We start from the raw sequence: 21,577 nt of genomic DNA on the forward strand, positions 1-21,577 counted from the left end.
CTCCGCCGCCGAGCCGCAGAAAGCAACACGTGATGCCGCACAGGACGCACAACACGGAGCAAACGAGCCACGGAAACGGCCACGGCGAGCTGCGGCCGGGCAACGGGCTGGCGGTGATGCACACGCCGGTGCTGGTGCTGAACGCCTCCTACGAGCCCATCAACATCTGCGCGGCGCGGCGTGCGATCGTCCTGGTGCTGAAGGGAGTAGCGCGCACGGAGGAAGAGAACGGCCACATCCTGCACGCGGAGCGCTTCGAGATCCGGCTGCCTTCGGTGATCCGGCTGCTGGAGTACCGGCGCATTCCGCATCAGACGCGGGCGCTGTCGCGCAAGAACATCCTGCTGCGCGACCGCAACACCTGCCAATACTGCGGCACGGTGATGCCGTCGAGCGAGCTGACGCTGGATCACGTGGTGCCGCGGTCGCGGGGCGGCCTTTCCACCTGGGAGAACCTGGTGGCGGCCTGCCATCCCTGCAACCGCCGCAAGGGGAACCAACTGGTGGCCGAGGCCAGCATGACGCTGCTGCGCGAGCCGCGCGCCTTCAATCTGCACACCAGCCGGCACATCATGCGCCTGATCGGGCGCTCCGATGAGAAGTGGCGGAAGTATCTGTTCTACTGAAGGTATCAGCGATAAGCGATAAGCAGTAAGCCAAAAGCTTATTGCGGTTTGGACTGGGCGGGGGACTTGGAAGCGTCCTCGGCGGGCTTCGACTTGACGGCCTCGCCCTGGTAGGTGACCTTTTCCTGGAAGCCGGTCTCGAAGGTCTTGTAGTCGGTGTATTTCACGATGATGCGGATGTGCTGGTCGCCGGTGGCGAAGTGCAGGACTTCGTCGGCGCGGGAGTAGGTGGGGAACCAGTACTTGCCGTCGATCTGCTCGCGGTAGGTGGTGAAGTTGGGAAACAGGTTCTCCTGCTCGTTCTTTTTCTTCTTTTGCGAGGCCCGGGTCTCGGGCACGGGCTTGCCGTAGGTCTTGACGATCTGGAAATCGCGGTCGTCCACCCAGATGCGTCCCTGGAAGTAGCGCTTGCCCTTTTCGATGAGCTTGGGAGCGACCTCGAACACGTAGGTGCCGAGCTCATCCACCTGCTGCTTGCCGACGTAGTTGACGTTGTATTGCGGCAGCTCGTCGGAAGTGAGGACGAAAGGCAGCAGGTTGCGGATGTCCTCGTGGTCCTCCTTGGACATGGAGAGGCCGCTGCGTTCGAGGGTGGATTGGGGCGCGAACAGCACGTTCTCCTTGCGGTTGCGCTTCTCGTCGTAGGTGACGTCGAAAATGATCTGGTACTCGCCGGTGACCGTGTTGCCGTCCAGGCCCTGCACCTTCACCGACTGGCGGTAGATGTAGTTCTCGCGGGCCAGCTTGAACTCTTTTTCCTTGGCTGCAAAGCGCTGGATGATCTGCTCGGGAGTGATGCCGGCGGGCGGGGAGGGGTCGAGCGGGCCTTCCTGGGCGAAGGCGGGAACGAGCAGCGCGGAAAGAAGAAGCAGAAAGCGGGAGAACATAAGGGAACTATTTTCCTATAGGGACGGGTTTCGCGCCAGAAGGGGATTGCCCCCGGTAGCAAGCCAGCCGCAGAGTCAGCAGCAACTAAGGGTTCTTGGAAGATGGCTGCTCGACCCTGGGGATTTCCTTGCCCTCGTAGGTGATGCGCACGTCGGCGCCGAAGCGCTTGTAGTCGCTGTAGCGGACGATCATGCGGATATCCACGTCCTGGTTGGAGAAGTGCAGCGTGTCGTCGGCGCGGGTATAGGTGGGGAACCAGTACTTGCCGTCAATCTGCTCGCGGTACGTGGTGAAGCGGGGGAACAGGTTCTCGCCGCTGCGACTGCGAATGTCGGGCACGTTCTTGCCGTAGGTCTTGACGATCTGGAAATCGAGGTTGTCCACCCAGATGCGGCCCTCGAAGTAGCGCCGGTTCTTCTCGATGCGGCGGGGCCGGACGTCGAAGACATAGGTGTCGAGCTCGTCGACGCGCTGCTGGCCGACGTAATCGATGGTGTAGTCGCCGATCTCATCGGTGGTGAGGACGAAGGGGAGGCGGTTCTCGAGGTCGTCCATGTCCTCACGGGTGACGCCGATGCGGCGCAGCGTGGGCGCGGGAGCGAAGACCACCTGCTGGACACGGCGGCCCCGATTGTCGAAAGTGATGTCCACCACCTGCCGCCACTCGCCGTCGACCTGGTTGCCCATCAGGGTCTGCATCTTGGCGTCCTGGCGGAAGGTATACTGCTCGCGCGCCAGCTTGAATTCCTTTTCCTTGGCGGCGAAGCGCTGGATGATCTCGGCGGGGGTGATGCCGACCGGCGGCGACGGGTCGAGCTTGCCTTCGCGGGCGAAGACAACAGAAGAAAGCGCCAGCACAAGGACCGCAATGCCTCTCAGGACGCGCATACCGGATTAGATGCGATTTTTGCGCGCAGGTTGTAGCTGTCCGTCACAGGCCACTGTTCAGCGGATCGCAGGGTCGAAGTCGCAGACAGGAAATGGGTTAGACTGTCCGGCTTCGAGGAGGGGAAGATGAACCGCCGTTTGCTGAGCTGCCTCTTTCTTTTCATCCCGTTTCTGGTTTTGGCGCAGGAGAAGCGCCCCTTCACCTTCGAGGACATGATGGCGCTCAAGCGCGTGGCCGAGCCCGCGGTCTCGCCCGACGGGCGCTGGGTGCTGTTCGCCGCGACGCACGTGGATCTGGAAGCCAACACGCGCATCCCGCATGTGTGGGTGGTGCCGGTAACGGGCGGCGAGGCGCGCCAGTTGACGAGCGGCGAAGGCGAAGAACGTCCGCGATGGGCGCCGGACGGCAAACGCTTCCTGTACGGCTCGCGCAAGGACTCGCAGATATGGAGGGTGGGATTCGATGCGGAGTCCGGCAAGCTGGCGGGCGAAGCCCGGCCGGTGACTTCCATCTCGACCGGCGCGGAAGGCGCGCTGTGGTCGCCGGACGGGAAGAACATCCTGTTCGTGTCTGAGGTGTATCCGGATTGTCCCGATGACGCCTGCAACAAGGCTCGCGACGAGGCGAAGGCCAAATCGAAAGTGAAGGCGTCGCTCTACACGCGGCTTCTGTTCCGCCACTGGAACAAGTGGGAAGACGGGAAGCGCAGCCACCTGTTCGTGGTCCCGGCCGACGGCGGTACGGCGCGCGACCTCACGCCGGGCGACTACGATGTGCCTCCCTTCAGTCTGGGCGGCCAGGACGACTACGCCTTCTCACCTGACGGCAGCGAGGTGGCTTACGCCAGTAACCATGATGCCGTGGAGGCGATCAGCACGAACGAGGACATTTTCGTGGTGAAGGTGGCCACGGGGGAGACCAAACAGATCACCACCAACAAGGCGGCCGATTCGACGCCGCTCTATTCGCCGGACGGACGCTACATCGCGTACAGGGCGCAGTTCCGCGCGGGCTACGAGAGCGACCGCTGGCGGCTGATGCTGTACGAGCGGGCGACAGGCAAGATCACCAACCTGACGGAGAAGTTCGACCGCTGGGTGGAGTCGTTCGTGTGGGGGCGGGATTCCAAGCGGCTCTATTTCAACGCAGAAGACCAGGGCGAGGCGCCGATCTACACCATTTCGGTCGATGGCGGCGCAGTGGAGACCGTGGTCCGCGGATTCAACGACGATCTCACCGTCACACCGGACGGCGCCACGCTGCTGTTCACACGCATGTCCATTCAGGCTCCGAACGAGATTCACCGCTTCACGCTCGAAAAGAGCACGGCCGCTGAGCCGGTAACGTCCCTTAACCGGGAGGTGTTCGAGCGCGTGCACACGGCACCCACCGAGCCCTTCTGGTTTCGCAGTACCGACGGCCTGCGCGTGCAGGGCTTCCTGGTGAAGCCGCCGAACTTCGACGCCCGCAAGAAGTATCCGGTGAAGTTCCTGGTACACGGCGGGCCGCAGGGGGCATGGGGCGATTCCTGGACGTATCGCTGGAACGCGCAGCTCTTCGCCGCCGGCGGATACGTGGTGATGATGATCAACTTCCGCGGCTCGACCGGCTACGGGCAGGCGTTCATCGACAAGATCAATGGCGACTGGGGCGGCGGCGCCTACCGCGACCTGATGACGGGCCTGGACTACGCGCTCGCCAAGTATCCTATTCTCGACGGCGGGCGGGTGTGCGCGATGGGAGCGTCCTTCGGCGGCTACATGGTGAACTGGATGGCGGGACACACCACGCGCTTCCAGTGCCTGGTGTCGCACGACGGCGATTTCAACAACGATTCCTCCTACGGCAGCACGGAAGAGCTGTGGTTCCCGGAGTGGGAGTTCCGCGGCACGCCGTGGTCCAATCCGCTGATGTACCGCCGGTGGTCGCCGCACCGGTTCGTGGGGCGCTTCAAGATACCGACGCTGGTCGTCCACGGGCAGCTCGATTACCGCGTGGACGTCTCCGAAGGCCTGCAGATGTTCACGGCGCTGCAGCGGCAGGGCGTGCCGTCGAAGTTTCTGTACTTCCCCGACGAAGGCCATTGGGTGCTGAAGCCGCAGAACAGCCGCCTGTGGTACCAGACGGTGAATGGGTGGGTGGAGGAGCACTTGAAGAAATAGTTCTCAGTTCCCAGTTCTCAGACAACCAAAGCTAAAGCCCGGCTCTCCCACTGCCTTCTGAACGATTGCCAGCGGCGTGCGCGTCCAGCCAGCGGGCGGCGGACGCGGTGTCGGTGATCTCGCCGCGCAGCACGGCCAGCAGCAGCTCATGTGTGGCCAGTGCGCTGAACTCCGGTGAATAGGTCAGCGGCTGCGACGGCCCGGCCGGCTTCAGGAGGAAGGGAATCCGGGAGTCGGTTTCGGTATTGAAGTCAGCGTAGTAGCGCAGGGAGTGGTCGGCAGTAACAAGCACCGTGCTGGTCTCCCACGTGCCGGCGCGCTCCATGGCGGCGCGCAGTTCACCCAGCGCGCGGTCGGCGAGTGCGAGGTTGTCCGCGTACCAGTCCTTCCGAAACGAGAGCAACGTGAATTCACCCGCACTACGGTCGTAGATGGCCGGCTCATGGGGCACGGGCAGGTGGATGAGGACCAGTCCCAGCGACGGGTCAGCGGCGGACTCCAGGGCGCTGCGCATGAGGGCCTGGTATTGGGCGCGATGGTTTCTGCGCTTTTCAAGCGGCAGCAGGCTGCGCCACTGCTCGGCCACGATGGCGGCGAAGGCGGGGTTGGCGGCGCGGGGTGGAGCGTCCATAGGCTGCCAGGCGCAACGGGTCAGCGCCGGCTCCAACACCCGGCAGTACGGAAAGTACCAGCCCACTACTGCCGTGGTGAAGCCCGCCGCGATGGCCTTCGAGAACAGGTTGGACTGCCGGGTGAAGGGCTCGCGGGGCTCGGTGTCCGGCTGGAAGCTGACCAGCAGTTCGCCTGAGCCCTCCGGCCGCGCAGCGTAGACCGGGCGTCCGGCAATGATGGAGGTGAAGGCAGACACGGTTTGCAGGCCGGCCTGCCGGGCTCCCGGGGCGTAGAGAGCCTCCGCGCGCAGTCGGTCCAGGTTGGGCAGGCTGAGGCCGGCGGGACGCGCCAGGAAGGCCGGCCGGGCGTCCATTTCATCGAAGACGATCCAGACTACGCGGCGGCTGCTGGCTGCGGTGGCGCCCGGCGCGGGAACAGGGTGCGTTTCGGCTGCGTCAGACGAGTTGATGTGGCGCCAGGCCGCCTGCCCGAAGGTCACCGGCAGGAACGCCACCAGCGAGAGCGCGAAGACTTCGGCGGCGGCCAGCACGGGACGGCGCCATCGAACGACGGAATATACGGCCACCAGCGCCAGAATCGCGGACAGAAGTGGACCCTCCGGCGCTGCCCACGCGGCACGGAGCGGTTGCTGGTAGCGCAGAATCGCCAGTTCGGCGAAGACCAGCAGAGCGAGCAGAGGCAGCACGCTGCGCACGGTTCCGAGCAGGCGCGATGGAGACCGGCGGGCCGCGGACATGGCGATCCAGAAGAGCGCCGCCAGCAGCAGGACGTTGAGCGTGAGCGCGGCCAGGTCGCGGCCGGACCACGCCGGCATGAAGAAGGGATCGGCGAAGAGCATGCGGTGCCAGGTCTCGAAGAAGCAGAGGTTAGCCAGCGACAGGGAAAGCGCCAGGTCGCGCCCAGCGGACTTCGCCATGCCGCTATTATTTCACGGCTGCGGTTCCGCCCATTTCGGCGGCCCTCGGTCCGACGGTCGGAAAAGTTACCTTGGTGTCGTCGAACCCCTTGCCAAGATAGCCTCGGGTGAATATCATGCCGTTTCTCGCTGGCGGCTACGCCGGCGGGATCGGGTTGACGGTTTTGCATTTCGCAGTCGAACTCCTCATTCCACAATGTGGCGGCAGGGCGGCCGGGAGGCACGCCGGGACGGAGCATTGCGTAACCGCCGGGGCGGCGCTCCTGCCATTCCCCCGTGTGGAGTGAGACTGGGAGGCAAGGCGGCGACCCTCTCTCTGGGTGTCCTGGGGAGAATTTCTGGAAGCTGAGGCGAAAGGAGTCAGGGTGTGAGTGAGGCAAGAGAAAAAGGAACAGTGAAGTGGTTCAACGGCGCCAAGGGCTACGGCTTCATCCAGAGAGCCAGTGGCGAAGACGTGTTCGTCCATTTCTCCGCCATCCAGGAGAACGGGTACCGCACGCTGAACGAAGGGGAGACGGTAGAGTTCGACCTGCTGCAGGGGCCGAAAGGCTTCCACGCGGCCAACGTCGTGCGCGTCTAGCCGGAAACTTCCAACCCCACACGCCTCTCCCGGTTGATCGCGCCGGGAGGGGCTTCTTTTTTTGTTGGCGCCCGGCGTCAGCCGCCAGCAGGATGAGCGCGACCGGGCCGATGAACACCAGCGCCAGCACCGCCATGCTGCCGTAGCGGAACACGGCGATCTGGGCTTCCAGCTGGCTGCGGCTGGATTCGCGGAAGCAGTTTCGCAGGAGTTCCTTCAAGGTGGGACGGTGGGTCGTCAGTCTGGAGGGCATTGCGGTCGGTGGCCCACAGCTCCCCGGCTTTCCAGGCCGCCGCGTAGGAGGCGGCGCTCGACCAGGGCCTCCCACATGCGTCCCGGGCCGACGCCGCGCACCGCCAGGCGCAGCGGCCCGGGGAGCGCGTGCACCTGCGCCTCCAACGACTGTTGCACGGCCTGCGGGGACTGGCTTGCCAGTTCCAGGAGCAGGCGTTCGGCCACGCGCTCAGTACCAGAAGACCGTGAGAAGCACCGGAATCCCTAGCGGCGGGAACCTAGTTGAACTTGAGCTGGACGGGTTCGGCGGTCAGGGTCCGGATCTCGAGCGAAACCAGGTCGCCGGAACTGGGGCCGGACTTGCGGTAGTTCACCACCACTTCCCGGTCGCGCCAGGAGCAGGAGAACTCCTCGGCGCCGATGAGCAGGAGTTTGTTCCGGTCGCTCACCTGCATCTTCCAGGTGCGCTTGCCGACGGCGATGGAAATCTGTGCGCCGGTCGGATGCGAGCAATCGACGGCGACGATGCGGCCGCGCAGATTATCGATGGGGCGCGTGTCGGGCGGTTTCTCGGCGGCCTCCTCGGTTTCCGCTACGGACACGGCGGGGACGCGTCGCTTCCACTTCGGGGATTCCCACTGGTCGGTGCGCGGCGGGCGGACCTGGCGCGCCAGCTTGGCCGGTGGATCCTCGCGATACCGGGCGATGCGCTCGAGTTCCGCGACGGCGTCGGCGGCGACCTTGGGATCACTCGAGCGCGAAAGCCGGTCGAACGTAGCAGCCGCCTGGTCCCACTGCTGGGCCGCGACATAGAAGCGTCCCAGGTAGGCCTGGTAGGTCTGGTCGCGGGGGCTGAGGCGCACGGCGTTGCGCATGGAGGTGATGGCGGCGTCGGCATCGTTGGTCCACATGTGGGCGATGCCCAGCAGGGCGTGGGCGTCGGCGAAGGTGGGATCGAGCGAGATGGATTTCTCCAGGGCGTCGATCACCTCCCAGACATCGTCCGGTTCGCGACCGGTGGCCTGGAGCACACGCTGTTGCAGCAGCGCGAAGTAGTAGAGGAGGCGCGGGTCGTGGTCGTCGAGCGCTGCGGCCTTGCGGAAGTGCTGCGCCGCCCGGTCGAACCGCTCCTTGCGGAGATACGCATAGCCCAGGCCGCGATGCACGGCGGCCTTGCCGGGCGCGGCGGCCAGCAACTCCTCGAGTTCACGCAGTCCCTGATCCAGATACTGGGTGGAGTGGGCGTGCATGTCTGCCAGCACGACGCGGGCCTCAGCCTGTTCCAGCGGCTCCACCTTGTAGCCGCCGCTGTCGATACCGGCGGGAGCTTCGCTGCGCTGCAAGGGACGCTGGCCGCCGCGCAGGTAGCGGGCCAGCTCGCCGTCGAAGTCCTCCAGCGTCTGGCCGAAGGCCTTGGAAAAAGCCTCGGCCGCGGGCAGCCGGCGGTTGTGGAGAAGGTCGAAATACGTACCGGCTTCCGCCACCCGCCCCTTGCTGAACAAATAGTGGGCCAGCAGCCACGATTGCGCATAGAACAGGGAGCGGCGATTCCCGGTCTCGTTGTAGACCGGCGAGTCGCGGTCCACGGCGATCAGCTCCCGCATGGGCATCAGATGCATTGACACCAGCATCTGAGCCGAGTCCGGCGCGCGCCCGATGACCACTTCCTTGTTGCCGATGTCGATGGTGGAAAAATACTCGGCGAAGCCCTCGTCGAACCAGAGCTGGGTCTCGGGATAGTTGCCGCTCAGCAGCGCGTGCGCGTACTCGTGGAAGATGGTGCTCCAGGGGTCGCGCGAGGAAAGGTCGAGCGCGACGAAGTTCCGGTCATGGTTGGACTGGAAGATGCCCGTGACCTCCACCGGTTTGCCCTTCCAGACGGGAACGAACCGGCGGAACTCAGCAGCATCACGGAAGGCCACGATCTGCAACGGGATGGGCTGGCTGACGCGCGAGCGAAAGATCAGCGTGCCGAATACGGCGCGCATCTGCTCGAAGCGCAGCGCAATCTCGAGGCCTTTGCGCTCGCCCGCGTCGGTGACCACGGAGAAGTTGGGCGAACGCACCTCCACCCAGCGAAGCTCGGCGGCCAGGACGGTGGCCTGCGCCAGCACAAGACAGAGAAGCACGCGGAATACACAACTGGGACAGGTGAGCATGTCTCTATGATGACACCGTGGCGCCCCGCAGGGTTCCCTGCGGGCCGCCATCAACGGCGCTTGAGCTGGATCCGCTCCGGGTCCGGAACCCGGATTTCGAGCGTGGCTACGTCGCCGTCTGCCTCACCCCCGGAGCGATAGTTGATCAGAACGTCCTGGTCGCGCCAGCCGCAATCAAACTCGTCCACGCCGATCAGGATGACCTTCGCGCGGTCGGCTACGCGCAGCCTGAAAGTCTTGCCGTCCGACACGACGGTCACACTCGCTGAGGTTTCCGAGCACTCCACCGCCATAAGCTTCCCCTCGAGAGTCTGCACGGGGCGGCCGTCCAGCCGAGGCGCGACTTCGGAATGCGAATCATCCTCCGAAGTTACCGAAGCGCTCCACTGGGGGCTGCCTGCAGCAGAACCCGTTCCTACCGCACGCACAGCGGCATAGCCTTCCAGCCTTTCCAGTTCCTCTTCGGCTCTCTGGGCTATCTCCGGCGTGGTACTGCGTTGCAGGTTCCGAAGCAGCGCTTTCGCGTCGTCCATCCGCCGAGCCGATACGTAAGCTCCCGCCAGGTTGAGAGCATAATGCTCGCTGCGCGGACTCAACTCAAGGGCGCGCTTGAACGATGCGATGGCTGCTTCGGACTCTCGCTGCCACATGTGAACCAGGGCCATGAGGTTGTGGGCGTCGGCAAAATCCGGATTGAGCGTGAGGGACTTCTGCAAGTGTGCCTTCATCTCCCGGAATTTTTCGTCCTGCCGAGCCGGACCGAAGGCCTGGCGGCTCATGAGCAGGGCCGCGAAGTAGTGGACGCGTGAATCGTCGGCATTGAGCTCGGCCGCACGGCGGAAGTGCAGGTCGGCTTTGTCGAGGTCGTTCTTGCGCAGGTAAGCGTAGCCCAGACCGCGGTGGGCAGCGGCATGGTCCGGCTGGAGCGCAAGCACCTCCTCGAATTCCTTGACCGCCTGCTCAAAGTGGTCCGGGGAGTGCAGATGCATGTCCGCCAGTACGCCTTTCACGTCGGCAGGATCAAGGGGCCGCACCTGGTAGGTGTTGGCGGTCTCCACGTTCAGCGGGGTCTTGAAGGTGTGCAGGACCCACTGGTTGGAGCCGAAGAATCGCCGCAACTCATCGTCCAGTTTCTTGGGTTCCATGCCGAAGGCCTGGCGGATGGCCTGGTCGATGGGCAGCCCCTGGTTCAGCACGAGATCGAAGTAGGTTACTGCTTCCTTGAGCTTCTTGGTGTCGAAAAGGTAGTGAATCACCATCCAGGACTGGGCATAAAAAACCGAGCGGTGGTCTCCGCTCTCGTTGTAGACCTTGGAGTTGTGTCCGACGCTGAACAAGTCGCCCACGCGCAGCCAGGGAGTGTTTTGCAGGATGTAGACCGAACTCTCCGTGGCCCGGCCGACCTGCACTTCCTTACTGCCGATCTGAATCGTGGAATAGTACTCAGCGAATCCTTCGTCGAACCAAAGCTGGGTCTGCGGATAATTGGCGTTGAGCAGCATGTGGGCGTATTCATGGAACACGGTTTCCCACTTGCTCTCGGCGGAGAGGTCCAAAGCGATGAAGTTGCGGTCTTCGCCGGGTTGGAAGAGTCCCGCCAGGTCCACCTGCTTGCCCTTCCAGATGGGCGCCACCAGACGCAGTCCCTTGCTGTTGCGGAAAGCGATGATCTGAAGAGGGACGGGGATCGACACGGCCTCGCGCCGGATGAGCGTGCCGAACGCGGCTCGCATCTGCTCGAAGCGGAGAGCTACCTCACGCCCGCGCTTCTCTCCGGCGTCCGTGACCACGGAGAAGTTGGGCGAGCGCACTTCCACCCACTGCGGTTCGGCAGCGACAGCTTCCAAACAGAACAGCGCGGCAGCGAAGGCGGTGAGCACCACCCCACGCCGACTGGGCCCGAACGAGAATCTCAGGCGCTTCATCATGCGACTCCCGGCCTTATGTGCGCACATCCTAGCACCACACTGCGAGCGCCGGACGTCGCCCTCTGGTTCCGTTCCGGAACCGGGACAAAACACCAAGTTAACCGCAAGGCCAATAGAATCAGGGAGATGCGGCTGCCGTTGCCTCCAGCCGTTGCAGTGCCCAGCGGGCATGTTCGGCCACCACCGGGTCGGGGTCGGCGGCCAGGGCTTCCAGATGCGGCCGCAGACGCGGGCTCCCCGAGTTGCCCATGGCGACGGCCAGATTGCGTCGCAGGCCGGAGAACTTGGTGCGGCGCACCGCGGTGCGGCGAAACATCCGGCGGAACTGCTCGGCGTCGAGAGAGGCGAGCCATTCGAGCGACGGGTTCACCAGTTCGGTGCGCGGCTGGAACTCGGCCAGCGGACCAGCGGGCGCGCGCCGGTTCCACGGGCACACGTCCTGGCAAATGTCGCAGCCGAACAGGTGGCGCCCCATGCCGGCGCGCAGTTCCTCCGGGATGGCGCCGCGCTTCTCGATGGTGAGGTAAGAAATGCAGCGCGTGGCATCCAGTTCGTAGGGGGCCGGGATAGCGCCGGTGGGGCAGGCCTCGATGCAGCGCGTGCAGGAGCCGCAGCGGTCGGGCGCGGGCAGATCGGGAGTAAGTTCGAGCGAGGTCAGAATGACGCCCAGGAAGAGCCACGAGCCCAATCGCTGGTCGATGATGCAGGTATTCTTCCCGATCCAGCCCACGCCGGCGTAACGCGCTAATACGCGTTCCACGACCGGGCCGGTATCCACGTAACAGCGCGACTGGAACTCCAGCCCTTCGGCCGTGGCCGCGCTGCGCAGGACATCCTCCACGCGGCGCAGGCGGGCGAGGAGGATTTCGTGATAGTCGGCCGGGCCCCAGGCATAGCGAGAGATCCAGGCACAGTTCTCGGCGGCCGGAGCGGTGCTGTAGGGCGCGTCGCTGTTGTAGTTGATGGCGCAGACCACCACTGAGCGCGCCCAGGGCATCACCGAAGCGAGCGAGGCGCGGCGGAGTCGCCCTTCACCGTCGCGAGCCTTCAGATACTCCATCTCGCCGGCACGGCCGGCTTCCACCCAGCGCGCGAAATACTCCAGTTCCGGATACTCGGCGTTGAGCGGCGCAATGCCGGCAAGATCAAAGCCCGCATCGCGCGCCGCCTGTTTGGCAAGCCGGGCAAGTTGGGACTGGCTGGGCACGGGGAGCATGGGCATTATCGCGCTGGACGCAGTGCCGTGGGAAACGCCGAATGCGGCTTCGTTCGACCTACGGCCGCGCGGGTAACGGACGCCGATCGGCTGCTCCCCTGCTGGTTCGCGGCAGACGAACCAGCAGGCCGTTTCCCGACGGTGCAGCCGCCAGCGCCCGTTGGCGGAGTTCCCGGGAGGCACCTCGGGAAAGCCGCGCCCGCTGGCTGGACGCCGGAAGTGTCGCGGCTTCCGGCATCGCGTTGGGTTGGGAGGCGCCTTGTCCGGCTGGACCGAAAAAAGCCGCTCCGTGGATTTCCGCTGTCGAGGGGGTTTGCGGAATCCTCACCCGGCGGGCAGCCTATTTGCCGACGGGGTGGTCGGAAAGGAATTTGGGACCAAACGGCTGATTTGAGGGACCAAACCTCGGGTTGGCGTGATGCTCCGGCTTGCGCGTTAGCGCTCTTCTTCGCGCCAGATAGGACCGAGCCGCGCCATCACGCCGGCGTAGAGTTCGATGGCGTCCCACAAGTTCTGCAAGCGCAGGTTTTCGTTGGCGGCGTGCTGGTTGTTGTCGTGATTGGCGACCGGCAGGATCACGGTCGGCGTGCCCAGATCTTCCAGAAAAAGATGCATGGGGACGCTGCCGCCAAGCGTGGGTACGCGCAGCACCGGCACGCCCAGCGCTTCCTCCGCCGCCCGCGTGAGCGCCCGCGAGGCCGGCAGGTCCATGGAAGTGCGTCCGGCGGGATAATCAGGGCTCCAGTCGAGACGCACGGTGTGCGGGTGCTGCCGCCGGGTTTCCATGTCCGGCTCCTGGTGCACGATGAAGTAGCCTTGCGCCCGCAAATAGGATTCCATGCTGCTGGCGACCTTCTGCGGCGTCTGGTTGGGAACCAAGCGGATATCGAGCGAAGCGGTTGCGCTTACCGGCACCGCGTTGCGCGCTTCTTCACCTACCGCCCCGCTGCGCAGCCCGCGCACGTTCAGGGCTGGCTCCAGGACAAGCTCGGCCAGGCTGCGCCCGCGTCCTTCCGTGGCGGCAAGGCCGAGAGTGCGCTTCAAGCCGGTTTCGATCTCCGGCATCTGCTCGAGCGCGCGGCGTTCGCTTTCAGTCAGCGGGCGGACATCGTCGTAGAAACCTGGGACCAGCACGCGGCCCTCGGCGTCACGCAATCCGGCCAGCAGGTGCGCCAGTGCCGCGGCGGGATTAGGCGCCCAGTTGCCGTAGTGCCCGCTGTGCAGCGCGCGCACCGGGCCGTAGAGCGTGATGTCCAGGCCCACCATGCCGCGCGCGCCGAACACGATTTGCGGGCGGCGCGACTGGTGCACCGGGCCATCGCAGATCAGCCACAGGTCGCCGCGCAGCAATTCAGCGTTCTCCTTCAGGATCGAAGCCAGATGCGGCGAGCCCGCTTCTTCCTCGCCTTCGAAGAAGAACTTGAGGTTCACGGAAGGCGGGATGCCGGAAGCGCGCAACGCGTCAAGCGCCGCCATGAAGCCCTGGATGGGCGTCTTGTCGTCGCTGGCCGAGCGCGCGTAGATCCGCCACTCCGGTTGCGTGGTTTCGCCCGGCTTGGGCCAGGGGATGTCCTTGCCGCCGTTCTCCAGCGCCTGGTCGCGCAGCACCGGCGTCCAGGGCTGGCCGCTCCACTCCGCGGCGTCCACGGGCTGTCCGTCGTAGTGGGCGTACACGATCACGGTCTGTTCGGCGCCGGGCGCGCGCAATTCTCCGTAAACCACCGGCGGCGCGGCGCCGTGCTCCAGCAGCCGCACCGAGACGCCGCGACGTTCCAGCATCCGTGCGACATGCGCGGCATTGCGACGGATGTTGGCTGTATCACCGGCCAGATTGGGCAACGCCAGGAACTCAGCGAATTCAGCAAGGATCTGGGCTTCGTGGGAGGCACGCCACGTGCGAACCTTGTCACGCGTCGTCGGGCCTGCTGCATCCTGGGCGAGGGAACAGGAACAGCAGAGGGTCAGAGCGAGGAGGAGAATCTGCAGATTTCTTATGCGGCGCATAGGACGGTCCCGAGCCAAGGATTATCGCAGGCCCAAGCCGGCATGTGGGCCGGTGAAAAATTGGGGGAGCCCGAAGGCTCCCCCGAGGGAGATACAGCGCAATACAGCTAGAAGATCAGCTTCAGACCGAAGCTCAACCGCCGGCGGCTGATGCCCAGTTCCGTGGCATTGGCCTGACCATTGCCACTGGGGTTGAAGTTCGTGTTCATGAAGGAGTGGAGGGTCGGGTCCGTCGCAACGTCCTGCGCGAACGGATCGGGCGTGCCCCGGAACTGGCGGTTCAACACGTTGAACGCCAGGAACTGGAACTGCACCGTGACCCGCTCGCTGACCTTGGTGTTCTTGTACACACCCAGGTTGACGGCTTGGGTGGTTTCTCCGCGTACGGTGTTCCGCGGCGTGCCCAGGAAGGGCGAGCCAAAGAACAACGCGGCCGTCGGATCGTTGATGATCCAGTGGACATCGCTGAAGCTGGCCGGTGAACCGTCAACCTCGTGGACCAGCCCGCAGTCCGCCAGGGTTTCGTCCGTGCAGCGGCCCACCGAGTCCAGTGCCGCCAGCGGGTTGCTCACGATCGGACGGCAGGTGTCGAACGTGCCGCTGAAGGCATTGGTCGGGTCGCAGAACAGGCCCTCCTTGAACTGGGCCACGGTCAACGGCTGACCGCTGGCGTAGCGCCAGGTGGTCTGCCACTGCCATCCACCCAGCAACCTGCCGAGCAAACCTTCCTGTTTCTTGTAGAAGGGCAACTCATAGACCAGCGCGATGGAGGCCAGGTGCGGGAAGTCCAACCCGCTCACGGCGCGTTCCGCCCGGTTGGTATCGAACGGGTTCTGCGCGAACGAGAGCGTGTTGCCTCCCGCCAGGGTGGAGAACACCTCGCTGGCGTTGTCGATGGTCTTGCTGAAGGTGTAGTTGATGCGAGCCGTCAGGCCGTGCCAGTTCTGGATGTCCAGGCGCGACTGCAGGCTGTGATAGATGGAGAACGCGTAGTTGCCGCGCTGGATGACGTTGCGGTTGTTGCAGTTGGCATATCCAGACGCGAAGCCCGGCATCGGCCCGCCACCCAGGCCGCCGGTGGCGTCCGTGCAGGGCGTCAGGCCGGCCGGAATCAGGCTGCCGAAGCCGTTGGCAATCAGCGTGTTCAACGCCGGGTTGCCGTTCACCGACTGGAACAGGCCCACGCTGTGGTTGCCCACGTAGCGGACTTCCGCAGCGACCTTGTTGGTGATCTGCCGCTGCACCCCGAGGTTCCACTGCTGCGAGTACGGATTGTGGAAGTTCGGGTCCACCGTCGTCCAGGTACGGAATCCCGGATCGATGCCGGCACCGGTAGGAATCAGTGCCAGCAGCGCGGGCCGGAGTTCGGTCCCGGTGAAGGTGGTCGCGCCCGCCGGAATCGCCACCGGGGTGTTGATGGTGCCCAGGTTGAGCGACGGGGCGGAGGTGGCCACGTTCAGGAAGATGTTGTAGAACGCCGGGTCATACGCAATGCGGAAGCCGCCGCGAATGACCGTCTGGTCCTTCCCGAACAGGCCCTCCCAGAAGCGCGGCGTCCAGGCGAAGCCCACGTTGGGGGCGAAGTTGTTGACGTCGTTGGGAACCGCGCCCACCGTCGTGCGGTCCAGAGGCAGCGTCGGATCCCAGAACGGATTGGGACCGGTCTGCCGGGCCACACTCTGGTCATGCAGCAGGTTGATGGCCTGCTGGAAGAACTCGTAGCGCAGCCCCAGGATCAGCGTCAGGTTGTCCTTAACGCGCCACTCATCCTGGAAGTACACGGCCACGTCCTGCTCTTTGAAGTTGGTGACCGGGTTGCCGTCCGCCAGTTGGAACGTGGTGGTGGTATTCTGCAGGAAGCGCGAGAACGCGCACTCCTGGCCCGAGGGACCGCTGGCCACCGGGCAACCGGCCGTCGCCGCGCTGTAGGTGAAGGTTCCGTTGATGTTGGGCAGGAAGGGGCTGGGAGAGCGCTGCCGCACATACTCGCCGCCGAGCTTCAGCGTGTGGCGGCCCAGCACCCAGGACGCGTTGTCCTGCCACTGCGAGTTGTTGATCAGGCGCCCTTGCGGGAAGCCCGCGTTCTGGCCGAACGCCAGGTTCAGGCCGCCGAGGCCGATGCGCGTCGGGCAGTTCGTCAGGTCGGCGCGAGAGCAACCGGCGAACCCGCCGTCCTCGAACCCGATGTCCGCCCGCAGGTAGTTGAAGCGGAAGGTGTTCACGAAGCGCGAGGTGAACGTCCGCGTCCAGTCCACGCCGATTTGCTGCGTCTGCGACGGAACATCCACGAACGCGCCGGCCGCGAAATCGTTCCCGCTGAACGCGCTGGCGTTGGTGAAGATCTGCTTCTGGAACAGATAGCGGGCAAAAAACCGATCCTTGTCCGTCACCTGCCAGTCGTAGCGGCCCAGCAACTCGTAGTTGTTGGACGGCTGCGACAGAAACCGGCTGATGGGAGCGAATTCCACCGGGACTGACGTCACACCATCGGACACTGTCAACGTCGTCGGTGTGCCGGCCGTGGCGGTAGTTCCTACCGGAACCGAGTAAGGCCCGAAGGTGGAAAGCGCCGCCACCGCCGTGTTGCCGGGGAAAGCCGCCTGCAGGGCTGCGATTCCGGCCGGCGTCGGGGTTGAGAACGGAGCCGAGCTGAAGGTGGCTCCCGCCGTGCGGATGCGCTGCCAGTACTGCGAGGCGAAGAACCACATCTTGTCGCGCACGATGGGTCCGCCGATGGTGCCGCCGAACTTGTTGTCGATGTACTTCGGCGCTTTCTCCACCGGCGTGCAACCGGTCGTCACCGGATCCTGGCCGCTCTGGCAGAATCCGAATACGCCCGATTTTTCCTCGTTGGTGTGGGAATCGAAGAGCGAGTTCTGATGGAACTCGAACAGCGTGCCGTGGAACGCGTTGGTGCCGTTCTTGGTCACGTAGTTGATCACCGACCCAACGTTCCGGCCGAACTCAGCGCTGTAGTTGGTGATGATCTGGAACTCACCCACCACGTCGGGATTGCCGATGAACAGCAGCGGCCCGGCGATGGAGTTGTCGTTGTTGCTCTGGCCGTCCACCAGAAAGTTGTTGGAGCGGCCGCGCTGCCCGTTGGCGGAAATATCGGCGCCGTTGTTGTTGCTGAAGCCGGCGTCTCCCGCCGAAGCCACGCCCGGTACCAGCAGCGCGAGAGAATCAAACCCCGTGCCCACGGGAAGGGTGGTGACGTCCTTGCTCTGGAACGTCGAGGAGATCTGCGTGGTTGTGGACTCGATCTGCGGCGGAGTGCTTTCCACGTTGACCACTTCCGTGGCCCCCACGGTGAGCGTCCGGGCGCCCAAGTCGGTGTCGCGCGCGATGTTGACCGGAACCTGCTCCAGCGTGAGCTTGTTGAAGTTGGCCGCTTCGATGCTCACCCGGTAGGTGCCGACCGGCAGCGCGCGCAGGCTAAATCGCCCCGTGGCATCGCTCTCGGTTTTGAATTCACGGTTGGTGTTGACCTCCCGGGCAGTCACCGTGGCGCCGCTGATGACTGCACCCTGCTGGTCCTCGACCGTGCCCGTGATGGTTCCGGTCACGATGCCTTGCGCGAATGCCAGGTTCGCGCCCAGCAGCAGCGTCATCCCGATTGCCAGGATGCTGCTTAGCTTTCGTGTCATACGTCTCTCCTTGGATCGTTCATTGCGCGATTTCAGTACCGCCGCCCGTGACCACAGAGCGGCTGCCCTCCCAAGGGCACCTGGGGTGCCAAAACTCGCTCCTTCCCGGCTCTTGGGACGATGCGCTCTCGAACAGGGATGAATGGAACCACGCTGACGCGAGACGGCTGAACAGTGGGGTGCACGAACGTCTGTGCGTTCGTCCCGGACAAGCTCTGCTACAAGCTTCTGGATGAGCAGCTATGAAAGCTCGTAGGGTCGGCCGTGCGCAATGCGCGACCTGCGTGATTCGAATGGAGTGAGACGAAGAAACGGGAAACAGGAAACAGGAAACGAGGAACCACTTGAAGCTGGTCCATGGCTGCGCGCCACGTTCTCCGGCGCAGCCGTGGGTTGCAGGATTCCCGCGTCTAGATGGCTTTCCCCAGGATGTCCTGCAGGCGATCGCGATAGCTCCGGCTGAGCGTCAGGCGGGTGCCGTCGCGCAGCAGGACCACATAGTCGCCGTGGAACCAGGGCTGCAGTTCCTTGATGCGCTCCAGGTTCACGATGGTGGAGCGATGGATGCGCAGAAAGCGTGACGTATCCAGGCGGGCCTCGACGTTATTCATCGTGTCGCGCACCAGGTGAGAATCACGCGAAGTGTGCAGGCGCACGTAGTTGCCCGCAGCTTCGATCCAGTCGATCTCTTCCGTCTTGAGGAAGTAAACGCGCCCGCCGGATTTCACGACCAGCCGGTCGGCGGGCGAGGCCAGTCTGTCGGAGCCGCCGTTGTGCGGCGCCGCGGACGCCTCAGGGCTGCGGCGGATGGTCTCGATGAGCTGCCGCAGTTGCTGGTTCACTTCGCCTGCCTGGCGTCCCTGCAAATGGATGCGCGCCCGCTCCAGGGCGCGACGGAAACGCTCGCGGTCGAAGGGCTTCAGCAGGTAATCCAGGGCGCGCTCCTCAAAGGCGCGCAGCGCATACTCGTCATATGCGGTGACGAAGATGACGGCAGGCACGGCATCGGGGCCCACGGCCTGCAGCACTTCAAAGCCGTCCATCTCCGGCATCTGGACATCGAGGAACAGCAGGTCCAGCGGCTGCTTGCGGATGGCGGCCACCGCCTTGCGCCCGTCCGAGCATTCGCCCACCAGCTCGACGTCAGGCTCTTCCCTCAGGAGCGCGCGGATGCGCTCCCGCGCCAACGGCTCATCATCGACGATCAGTGCCCGAATCGCCAATTGCTACCGTCCAGAAAGCTGGGTTGTACGGGTCACCCATATTCCACACGAGACCCGCGCTGCGTATTAGACGTAGGAAACGCTAATTTGGTTGCTGGGTCAGAGGCTGGTATTCGTGGAAGGGGATGGCGAGGCTCACCACCAGGCCGCCGCCGGGCGCCGGTTTCAATTCGAAACGGTGCGTCCGGCCGTAGAGGTGCTCCAATCTTGCCCGGGTGTTTCCCAGCCCTATGCCGGAGCCCTCGCGGCCTCCGTTCTGGCGCAGCCCTACTCCGTCGTCCCTGACCTCCAGCCGCAGCATGCCGTTCTGCCGCTGCGCCCGGATCTCGATATGCCCGCTCGCGCTCTGTGGTGCGATGCCGTGCCGCACGGCGTTTTCCACCAGCGGCTGCAGGATCAGGCAAGGCACACACGCATCCAGCGTGGCCGGATCGATCTCCAGGCTCACCGTCAGCCGGTCCTGGAAGCGGGTACGCTCGATCTCCAGATAAGGTTCCAGGAATTCCAGTTCGCGCTTGAGAGGAATCTCCTGCGCGCCGGTATGTTCCAGCGTCAGGCGCAGCAGGTCGCTGAGCCGGACGATGAGGCGGTTGGCGGCTTCCGCGTCGCGGTGCATCAGGGTGGAGATGCCGTGCAGGGTGTTGAAGAGGAAGTGAGGCTGCAACTGCATGCGCAAGGCTTCCAGGCGCGCCTGGGTCAGGCCGCGCTCCAGTTGTGCCGCCGCCAGTTGCCGCTCGCGCGACTTCCGACAGTACTGCACGGCGTGCCAGATGCCCAGGATGGCCCAGTAGCTCAGGATATTGAAGTGCAGATCGACGGCCAGGTAGCCCGTGTAAATCTCCCAGGTGGACATATTGGGCCGCATGGGGCGCAAATCAACCAGCGGCGCCACCGGGATCCAAATGGCCGAATGCAACGCGGCGAGCGAAAGGCTGCCGAGCGTATGGATGCCGAAGTCGCGCCGGCGGTGCGGAGGTTCGAACGCGAAGCGACGCACCAGCAGCAGCACCAGCGGCGTCAGGGCAGCCCAGATGTAGAAATTGGTGAGCCACCAGATGCCGAAACGCCACCACTCGGTCGGCCGTTCCAGATAGGTGCTGTACGAATAGCTTTCGCCCGCAAAGTAGAGACCGGTGACCGTCCACGCGCCGAGGATCAGCAGCCAGCGCTGCCAGCGCCGGCTGGGAAGAAAGATGGAGACGGAATTCCGCGATCCCGCGGTGATCTCCTCAGCAGGCTCGGCCGGCAGGACCTCTTCGGCCGCGTCGCTGGCCAGCGGCGGCTTCGTTTCCAGCGCTGCGTTCTCCGCCGCGCAAAAGGGAACCTCGATCGCCACCAGCAGTCCGCCCTCGGGCGCGCGGCCCAGCGCGAAGCTGTGCTCCCGGCCATAGAGCTGCGCCAGGCGAGCGCGTGTGTTGCTCAGGCCCGCGCCTTCGCGCAGCTTCCAGTCGGGAGCGACGCCGGGCCCGCTGTCGCGCACTTCCAGGCGCAGCCGTCCGTTCACGCGGGCCGAGCGCAGCACGATGCTTCCCGGAGCAGCGCGCGGCGCAATGCCGTGTCGGATGGCGTTTTCTACCAGCGGTTGCAGCAGCATGGTGGGCAGCAGCGCATCCAGGGTTTCCGGCGCAGGCTCCAGAGCGACGCGCAAGCGGTCCTGGAAGCGCGTCTGCTCGATTTCCAGGTAGCCTTCGAGGAATTCGAATTCCTGTTTCACCGTGACCTGCGGGATCTGTACGCTCTGCAGCGTGAGGCGCAGCAGGTCGCTCAGCCGCGCCAGGATGCGTTCGGCTGCGGCCACGTTGCTGTGCACCAGGGCGGAGATGGCATGCAGGGTGTTGAACAGAAAATGCGGGTGGAGCTGCGTGGAAAGCGTCTGCAGCCGCGCCTGCGTCAGGCGGGTCTCTAATTGTGAGGCGTGCAGCGCGCGCGCCCGGTAACGGCGGTAGTGGGCCAGCCCGTGCCAGATGCCCACAATGCCCAGGTAGATCAGCACGTCGCGCGGCAGCGTGAGCTGCAGGAATGTCTGGAACCGCTCGAACAACGAGATGGTGACCGGCACGTTCATCTTCAGCACCGGCCACAGGAAGGTGCGGATCACGTTGTACGCTACTGAGAACACCGAGCCCGCCGCCAGGTGCAGCAGGATCAGCCTCCACAAGGGCACGGGCAGAGCCGCCAGCCGCCGCGTCACCCAAACCACCGGAGGCGTGAGGGCCGCCCACACCATGAAGATGGTCAGCGAGTACTGCAGCGCTTTGCTGAAGGGGAAAGGACGCCCCCAGTAGGCCCGCACCAGGTACGACTGGGTCGCGAAAAACACGCCCAGCGCCACCCAGGAGGCCAGTACCAGACCCCAGCGCGTCCAACGGCTGTCTTGCATGGGAGGGATTCGGATTCTCACTTCTACACTCTTCGCCCCGGCGGCGGGAAGGTGGAGCCGGGAGAGAGCCAGCACTTCGCGGGGACGAA

14 protein-coding genes are annotated in these 21,577 nt (G+C 64.7%); 4 read left to right on the forward strand and 10 right to left on the reverse strand.

Going from position 1 to position 21,577, the window contains the following annotated elements:
* Nucleotides 1-626: HNH endonuclease (locus tag VNK82_14450; protein HXE92152.1), on the forward strand; the 626-nt coding region annotated here is incomplete at its 5' end.
* Nucleotides 627-664: 38 nt separating this feature from the next.
* Here VNK82_14450 and VNK82_14455 read toward each other — a convergent pair.
* On the reverse strand, nucleotides 665-1,513 hold the full coding sequence (locus VNK82_14455) for a hypothetical protein (GenBank protein ID HXE92153.1): 849 nt from the start codon (nucleotides 1,511-1,513) through the stop codon (nucleotides 665-667).
* An 85-nt stretch (nucleotides 1,514-1,598) separates the two neighbouring features.
* Nucleotides 1,599-2,402 carry a hypothetical protein gene (locus VNK82_14460; protein HXE92154.1) on the reverse strand — a complete coding sequence of 268 codons (804 nt, stop codon included), beginning with the start codon at nucleotides 2,400-2,402 and terminating at the stop codon, nucleotides 1,599-1,601.
* Nucleotides 2,403-2,528: 126 nt separating this feature from the next.
* Here VNK82_14460 and VNK82_14465 point away from each other — a divergent pair, with 126 nt between their 5' ends.
* The gene (locus VNK82_14465) at nucleotides 2,529-4,565 is read left to right on the forward strand and encodes a S9 family peptidase (protein HXE92155.1); all 2,037 of its coding nucleotides are present in this window, start codon (nucleotides 2,529-2,531) and stop codon (nucleotides 4,563-4,565) included.
* Nucleotides 4,566-4,596: 31 nt separating this feature from the next.
* On the opposite strand, the gene VNK82_14470 is transcribed toward VNK82_14465, so the two are convergent.
* Nucleotides 4,597-6,114 carry an alkaline phosphatase family protein gene (locus VNK82_14470; protein ID HXE92156.1) on the reverse strand — a complete coding sequence of 506 codons (1,518 nt, stop codon included), beginning with the start codon at nucleotides 6,112-6,114 and terminating at the stop codon, nucleotides 4,597-4,599.
* Between the two features lie 367 nt (nucleotides 6,115-6,481).
* On the opposite strand from VNK82_14470, the gene VNK82_14475 reads away from it, so the two are divergent.
* On the forward strand, nucleotides 6,482-6,694 hold the full coding sequence (locus VNK82_14475; protein HXE92157.1) for a cold-shock protein: 213 nt from the start codon (nucleotides 6,482-6,484) through the stop codon (nucleotides 6,692-6,694).
* 512 nt (nucleotides 6,695-7,206) lie between these two features.
* On the opposite strand, the gene VNK82_14480 is transcribed toward VNK82_14475, so the two are convergent.
* From VNK82_14480 to VNK82_14495, 4 genes are all read right to left on the reverse strand, one after another.
* The gene (locus VNK82_14480; GenBank protein ID HXE92158.1) at nucleotides 7,207-9,087 is read right to left on the reverse strand and encodes a tetratricopeptide repeat protein; all 1,881 of its coding nucleotides are present in this window, start codon (nucleotides 9,085-9,087) and stop codon (nucleotides 7,207-7,209) included.
* Between the two features lie 50 nt (nucleotides 9,088-9,137).
* Entirely contained in the window at nucleotides 9,138-11,015 is a 1,878-nt protein-coding gene (locus VNK82_14485; GenBank protein ID HXE92159.1) for a tetratricopeptide repeat protein, read from the reverse strand.
* A gap of 118 nt (nucleotides 11,016-11,133) precedes the next feature.
* A complete protein-coding gene (gene queG, locus VNK82_14490; protein ID HXE92160.1) occupies nucleotides 11,134-12,237 on the reverse strand; it encodes a tRNA epoxyqueuosine(34) reductase QueG in 1,104 nt (367 codons plus the stop codon).
* A 429-nt stretch (nucleotides 12,238-12,666) separates the two neighbouring features.
* Nucleotides 12,667-14,010, reverse strand: coding sequence for a M20/M25/M40 family metallo-hydrolase (locus VNK82_14495; GenBank protein HXE92161.1), 1,344 nt, complete (start codon nucleotides 14,008-14,010; stop codon nucleotides 12,667-12,669).
* Nucleotides 14,011-14,019: 9 nt separating this feature from the next.
* Between VNK82_14495 and VNK82_14500 the strand changes: the two genes are divergently transcribed.
* The gene (locus tag VNK82_14500; GenBank protein ID HXE92162.1) at nucleotides 14,020-14,346 is read left to right on the forward strand and encodes a hypothetical protein; all 327 of its coding nucleotides are present in this window, start codon (nucleotides 14,020-14,022) and stop codon (nucleotides 14,344-14,346) included.
* Here the strand turns inward: VNK82_14500 and VNK82_14505 are convergent.
* The 3 genes from VNK82_14505 to VNK82_14515 all read right to left on the reverse strand — a co-directional run bounded on the left by VNK82_14505 (nucleotide 14,343) and on the right by VNK82_14515 (nucleotide 21,488).
* Nucleotides 14,343-17,885 carry a TonB-dependent receptor gene (locus tag VNK82_14505; GenBank protein ID HXE92163.1) on the reverse strand — a complete coding sequence of 1,181 codons (3,543 nt, stop codon included), beginning with the start codon at nucleotides 17,883-17,885 and terminating at the stop codon, nucleotides 14,343-14,345. The genes VNK82_14500 and VNK82_14505 overlap by 4 nt on opposite strands.
* Nucleotides 17,886-18,295: 410 nt before the next feature.
* Nucleotides 18,296-19,108 carry a LytTR family DNA-binding domain-containing protein gene (locus VNK82_14510; protein HXE92164.1) on the reverse strand — a complete coding sequence of 271 codons (813 nt, stop codon included), beginning with the start codon at nucleotides 19,106-19,108 and terminating at the stop codon, nucleotides 18,296-18,298.
* Nucleotides 19,109-19,190: 82 nt separating this feature from the next.
* On the reverse strand, nucleotides 19,191-21,488 hold the full coding sequence (locus tag VNK82_14515) for a histidine kinase (GenBank protein HXE92165.1): 2,298 nt from the start codon (nucleotides 21,486-21,488) through the stop codon (nucleotides 19,191-19,193).
* Nucleotides 21,489-21,577 lie beyond the last annotated feature (89 nt).

Source organism: Terriglobales bacterium (assembly GCA_035573675.1).
Classification (GTDB): Bacteria; Acidobacteriota; Terriglobia; order Terriglobales; family Acidobacteriaceae; genus DATMAB01.

Coding starts and splice junctions, on each gene's coding strand:
- VNK82_14455 (HXE92153.1), bottom strand. CDS start 1,513: ATGTTCTCCCGCTTTCTGCTTCTTCTTTCCGCGCTGCTCGTTCCCGCC.
- VNK82_14460 (HXE92154.1), bottom strand. CDS start 2,402: ATGCGCGTCCTGAGAGGCATTGCGGTCCTTGTGCTGGCGCTTTCTTCT.
- VNK82_14465 (HXE92155.1), top strand. CDS start 2,529: ATGAACCGCCGTTTGCTGAGCTGCCTCTTTCTTTTCATCCCGTTTCTG.
- VNK82_14470 (HXE92156.1), bottom strand. CDS start 6,114: ATGGCGAAGTCCGCTGGGCGCGACCTGGCGCTTTCCCTGTCGCTGGCT.
- VNK82_14480 (HXE92158.1), bottom strand. CDS start 9,087: ATGCTCACCTGTCCCAGTTGTGTATTCCGCGTGCTTCTCTGTCTTGTG.
- VNK82_14485 (HXE92159.1), bottom strand. CDS start 11,015: ATGATGAAGCGCCTGAGATTCTCGTTCGGGCCCAGTCGGCGTGGGGTG.
- queG (HXE92160.1), bottom strand. CDS start 12,237: ATGCCCATGCTCCCCGTGCCCAGCCAGTCCCAACTTGCCCGGCTTGCC.
- VNK82_14495 (HXE92161.1), bottom strand. CDS start 14,010: ATGCTGGAACGTCGCGGCGTCTCGGTGCGGCTGCTGGAGCACGGCGCC.
- VNK82_14500 (HXE92162.1), top strand. CDS start 14,020: ATGCGCGGCATTGCGACGGATGTTGGCTGTATCACCGGCCAGATTGGG.
- VNK82_14505 (HXE92163.1), bottom strand. CDS start 17,885: ATGACACGAAAGCTAAGCAGCATCCTGGCAATCGGGATGACGCTGCTG.
- VNK82_14515 (HXE92165.1), bottom strand. CDS start 21,488: ATGCAAGACAGCCGTTGGACGCGCTGGGGTCTGGTACTGGCCTCCTGG.